At 57.4% G+C, this 5,183-nt stretch carries 1 protein-coding gene and 2 rRNA genes; 2 read left to right on the top strand and 1 reads right to left on the bottom strand.

Annotated elements, in window-relative coordinates; genetic code table 11:
• Positions 1–220: hypothetical protein (locus IE294_RS48875; RefSeq protein ID WP_229918248.1), on the bottom strand; the 220-nt coding region annotated here is incomplete at its 3' end.
• A gap of 18 nt (positions 221–238) precedes the next feature.
• On the opposite strand from IE294_RS48875, the gene IE294_RS46230 reads away from it, so the two are divergent.
• Both IE294_RS46230 and IE294_RS46225 read left to right on the top strand, forming a co-directional pair.
• Positions 239–1,764, top strand: a 16S ribosomal RNA gene (locus tag IE294_RS46230).
• A 302-nt stretch (positions 1,765–2,066) separates the two neighbouring features.
• A 23S ribosomal RNA gene (locus tag IE294_RS46225) occupies positions 2,067–5,183 on the top strand; the annotation flags it as partial.

Here is a 5,183-nt window from a genome sequence, read left to right as displayed (position 1 = left end):
ACCGAAGGGAAGCGCCCGGAGGAAAGCCCGAGAGGGTGAGTACAAAGGAAGCGACCGTTCCTTGAGAACTCAACAGCGTGCCAAAAATCAACGCCAGATATGTTGATACCCCGTCTCCGGTCATCACGATCGGGACGAGGTTCCTTTGAAAAAACACAGCGAGGACGCTGTGAACGGTCGGGCCTATTCCGCCTGACTGTTCCGCTCTCGTGGTGTTCATCCCGATTACGGGAAAACATTCACGGAGAGTTTGATCCTGGCTCAGGACGAACGCTGGCGGCGTGCTTAACACATGCAAGTCGAACGATGAACCACTTCGGTGGGGATTAGTGGCGAACGGGTGAGTAACACGTGGGCAATCTGCCCTTCACTCTGGGACAAGCCCTGGAAACGGGGTCTAATACCGGATACCACCCTCGCAGGCATCTGTGAGGGTTGAAAGCTCCGGCGGTGAAGGATGAGCCCGCGGCCTATCAGCTTGTTGGTGAGGTAACGGCTCACCAAGGCGACGACGGGTAGCCGGCCTGAGAGGGCGACCGGCCACACTGGGACTGAGACACGGCCCAGACTCCTACGGGAGGCAGCAGTGGGGAATATTGCACAATGGGCGAAAGCCTGATGCAGCGACGCCGCGTGAGGGATGACGGCCTTCGGGTTGTAAACCTCTTTCAGCAGGGAAGAAGCGAAAGTGACGGTACCTGCAGAAGAAGCGCCGGCTAACTACGTGCCAGCAGCCGCGGTAATACGTAGGGCGCAAGCGTTGTCCGGAATTATTGGGCGTAAAGAGCTCGTAGGCGGCTTGTCACGTCGGGTGTGAAAGCCCGGGGCTTAACCCCGGGTCTGCATTCGATACGGGCTAGCTAGAGTGTGGTAGGGGAGATCGGAATTCCTGGTGTAGCGGTGAAATGCGCAGATATCAGGAGGAACACCGGTGGCGAAGGCGGATCTCTGGGCCATTACTGACGCTGAGGAGCGAAAGCGTGGGGAGCGAACAGGATTAGATACCCTGGTAGTCCACGCCGTAAACGGTGGGAACTAGGTGTTGGCGACATTCCACGTCGTCGGTGCCGCAGCTAACGCATTAAGTTCCCCGCCTGGGGAGTACGGCCGCAAGGCTAAAACTCAAAGGAATTGACGGGGGCCCGCACAAGCAGCGGAGCATGTGGCTTAATTCGACGCAACGCGAAGAACCTTACCAAGGCTTGACATACACCGGAAAACCCTGGAGACAGGGTCCCCCTTGTGGTCGGTGTACAGGTGGTGCATGGCTGTCGTCAGCTCGTGTCGTGAGATGTTGGGTTAAGTCCCGCAACGAGCGCAACCCTTGTTCTGTGTTGCCAGCATGCCCTTCGGGGTGATGGGGACTCACAGGAGACCGCCGGGGTCAACTCGGAGGAAGGTGGGGACGACGTCAAGTCATCATGCCCCTTATGTCTTGGGCTGCACACGTGCTACAATGGCCGGTACAATGAGCTGCGATACCGTGAGGTGGAGCGAATCTCAAAAAGCCGGTCTCAGTTCGGATTGGGGTCTGCAACTCGACCCCATGAAGTCGGAGTTGCTAGTAATCGCAGATCAGCATTGCTGCGGTGAATACGTTCCCGGGCCTTGTACACACCGCCCGTCACGTCACGAAAGTTGGTAACACCCGAAGCCGGTGGCCCAACCCCTTGTGGGAGGGAGCTGTCGAAGGTGGGACTAGCGATTGGGACGAAGTCGTAACAAGGTAGCCGTACCGGAAGGTGCGGCTGGATCACCTCCTTTCTAAGGAGCACTTCTAGGCCGCCTGGCGGTCCAGAGGCCAGTACATCGGCGAATGTCCGGTGCTGGTTGCTCATGGGTGGAACGTTGATTATTCGGTCAGGACCTCGGGTCGGAGGCTGCTAGTACTGCTCGTCAGAGCGTGGAACGCGTGATCTTCGGACGGGACCTGGTCGGGCACGCTGTTGGGTGTCTGAGGGAATGAACTTTCCTCAGTTGCCGGCCCCGGTAAAGATCTGCTTCGGCGGGTTGTGACGGGTGGCTGGTCGTTGTTTGAGAACTGCACAGTGGACGCGAGCATCTGTGGCCAAGTTTTTAAGGGCGCACGGTGGATGCCTTGGCACCAGGAACCGATGAAGGACGTGGGAGGCCACGATAGTCCCCGGGGAGTCGTCAACCAGGCTTTGATCCGGGGGTTTCCGAATGGGGAAACCCGGCAGTCGTCATGGGCTGTCACCCGCTGCTGAACACATAGGCAGTGTGGAGGGAACGCGGGGAAGTGAAACATCTCAGTACCCGCAGGAAGAGAAAACAACCGTGATTCCGGGAGTAGTGGCGAGCGAAACCGGATGAGGCCAAACCGTATGCGTGTGAGACCCGGCAGGGGTTGCGTATGCGGGGTTGTGGGATCTCTCTTCCACGGTCTGCCGGCCGTGGGACGAGTCAGAAACCGTTGATGTAGGCGAAGGACATGCGAAAGGTCCGGCGTAGAGGGTAAGACCCCCGTAGTCGAAACGTCAGCGGCTCGTTTGAGAGACACCCAAGTAGCACGGGGCCCGAGAAATCCCGTGTGAATCTGGCGGGACCACCCGCTAAGCCTAAATATTCCCTGGTGACCGATAGCGGATAGTACCGTGAGGGAATGGTGAAAAGTACCGCGGGAGCGGAGTGAAATAGTACCTGAAACCGTGTGCCTACAAGCCGTGGGAGCGTCGGAAGCACTTCGGTGCTTCTCGTGACTGCGTGCCTTTTGAAGAATGAGCCTGCGAGTTTGCGGTGTGTTGCGAGGTTAACCCGGGTGGGGAAGCCGTAGCGAAAGCGAGTCCGAATAGGGCGCTTCAGTAGCACGCTCAAGACCCGAAGCGGAGTGATCTAGCCATGGGCAGGTTGAAGCGGAGGTAAGACTTCGTGGAGGACCGAACCCACCAGGGTTGAAAACCTGGGGGATGACCTGTGGTTAGGGGTGAAAGGCCAATCAAACTCCGTGATAGCTGGTTCTCCCCGAAATGCATTTAGGTGCAGCGTCGTGTGTTTCTTGCCGGAGGTAGAGCACTGGATAGGCGATGGGCCCTACCGGGTTACTGACCTTAGCCAAACTCCGAATGCCGGTAAGTGAGAGCGCGGCAGTGAGACTGTGGGGGATAAGCTCCATGGTCGAGAGGGAAACAGCCCAGAGCATCGACTAAGGCCCCTAAGCGTACGCTAAGTGGGAAAGGATGTGGAGTCGCAGAGACAACCAGGAGGTTGGCTTAGAAGCAGCCACCCTTGAAAGAGTGCGTAATAGCTCACTGGTCTAGTGATTCCGCGCCGACAATGTAGCGGGGCTCAAGCGTACCGCCGAAGTCGTGTCATTCATACATAAGCCCCAACGGGTGTGTGGATGGGTAGGGGAGCGTCGTCTGCCGGGTGAAGCGGCACTGGAAGGTAGTCGTGGACGGTTGACGAGTGAGAATGCAGGCATGAGTAGCGATACAAACGTGAGAAACGTTTGCGCCGATTGACTAAGGGTTCCTGGGTCAAGCTGATCTGCCCAGGGTAAGTCGGGACCTAAGGCGAGGCCGACAGGCGTAGTCGATGGATAACCGGTTGATATTCCGGTACCCGCTGTGAAGCGTCAAACATCGAATCCAGTGATGCTAAGGCCGTGAAGCCGCCCTGATCTCTTCGGAGTTGAGGGGAGTGGTGGAGCCGCTGACCCAAGTTGGTAGTAGGTGAGTGATGGGGTGACGCAGGAAGGTAGTCCATCCCGGGCGGTGGTTGTCCCGGGGTAAGGGTGTAGGCCGCAAGGTAGGTAAATCCGCCTTGCATACGGCTGAGACCTGATGCCGAGCCGATTGTGGTGAAGTGGATGATCCTATGCTGTCGAGAAAAGCCTCTAGCGAGTTTCATGGCGGCCCGTACCCTAAACCGACTCAGGTGGTCAGGTAGAGAATACCGAGGCGTTCGGGTGAACTATGGTTAAGGAACTCGGCAAAATGCCCCCGTAACTTCGGGAGAAGGGGGGCCATTCCTGGTGATCGGATTTACTCCGTGAGCTGGGGGTGGCCGCAGAGACCAGCGAGAAGCGACTGTTTACTAAAAACACAGGTCCGTGCGAAGCCGTAAGGCGATGTATACGGACTGACGCCTGCCCGGTGCTGGAACGTTAAGGGGACCGGTTAGCTCACTTTCGGGTGGGCGAAGCTGAGAACTTAAGCGCCAGTAAACGGCGGTGGTAACTATAACCATCCTAAGGTAGCGAAATTCCTTGTCGGGTAAGTTCCGACCTGCACGAATGGCGTAACGACTTCTCGACTGTCTCAACCATAGGCCCGGTGAAATTGCACTACGAGTAAAGATGCTCGTTTCGCGCAGCAGGACGGAAAGACCCCGGGACCTTTACTACAGTTTGATATTGGTGTTCGGTTCGGCTTGTGTAGGATAGCTGGGAGACTGTGAAGCAGGCACGCCAGTGTTTGTGGAGTCGTCGTTGAAATACCAGTCTGGTCGTGCTGGATGTCTAACCTGGGTCCGTGATCCGGATCAGGGACAGTGTCTGATGGGTAGTTTAACTGGGGCGGTTGCCTCCTAAAGGGTAACGGAGGCGCCCAAAGGTTCCCTCAGCCTGGTTGGCAATCAGGTGTTGAGTGTAAGTGCACAAGGGAGCTTGACTGTGAGACCGACGGGTCGAGCAGGGACGAAAGTCGGGACTAGTGATCCGGCGGTGGCTTGTGGAAGCGCCGTCGCTCAACGGATAAAAGGTACCCCGGGGATAACAGGCTGATCTTCCCCAAGAGTCCATATCGACGGGATGGTTTGGCACCTCGATGTCGGCTCGTCGCATCCTGGGGCTGGAGTCGGTCCCAAGGGTTGGGCTGTTCGCCCATTAAAGCGGTACGCGAGCTGGGTTTAGAACGTCGTGAGACAGTTCGGTCCCTATCCGCTGTGCGCGTAGGAGTCTTGAGAAGGGCTGTCCCTAGTACGAGAGGACCGGGACGGACGAACCTCTGGTGTGCCAGTTGTTCTGCCAAGGGCATGGCTGGTTGGCTACGTTCGGGAGGGATAACCGCTGAAAGCATCTAAGCGGGAAGCCTGCTTCGAGATGAGGACTCCCACCCACTTGATGGGGTAAGGCTCCCAGTAGACGACTGGGTTGATAGGCCAGATATGGAAGCCTGGTAACGGGTGGAGTTGACTGGTACTAATAGGCCGAGGGCTTGTCC

Origin of the sequence: Streptomyces canarius (assembly GCF_014650735.1) — a bacterium.
GTDB classification, from domain to species: Bacteria; Actinomycetota; Actinomycetes; order Streptomycetales; family Streptomycetaceae; genus Streptomyces; species Streptomyces olivaceoviridis.
This window is presented reverse-complemented; position numbering and strand designations above follow the sequence as displayed.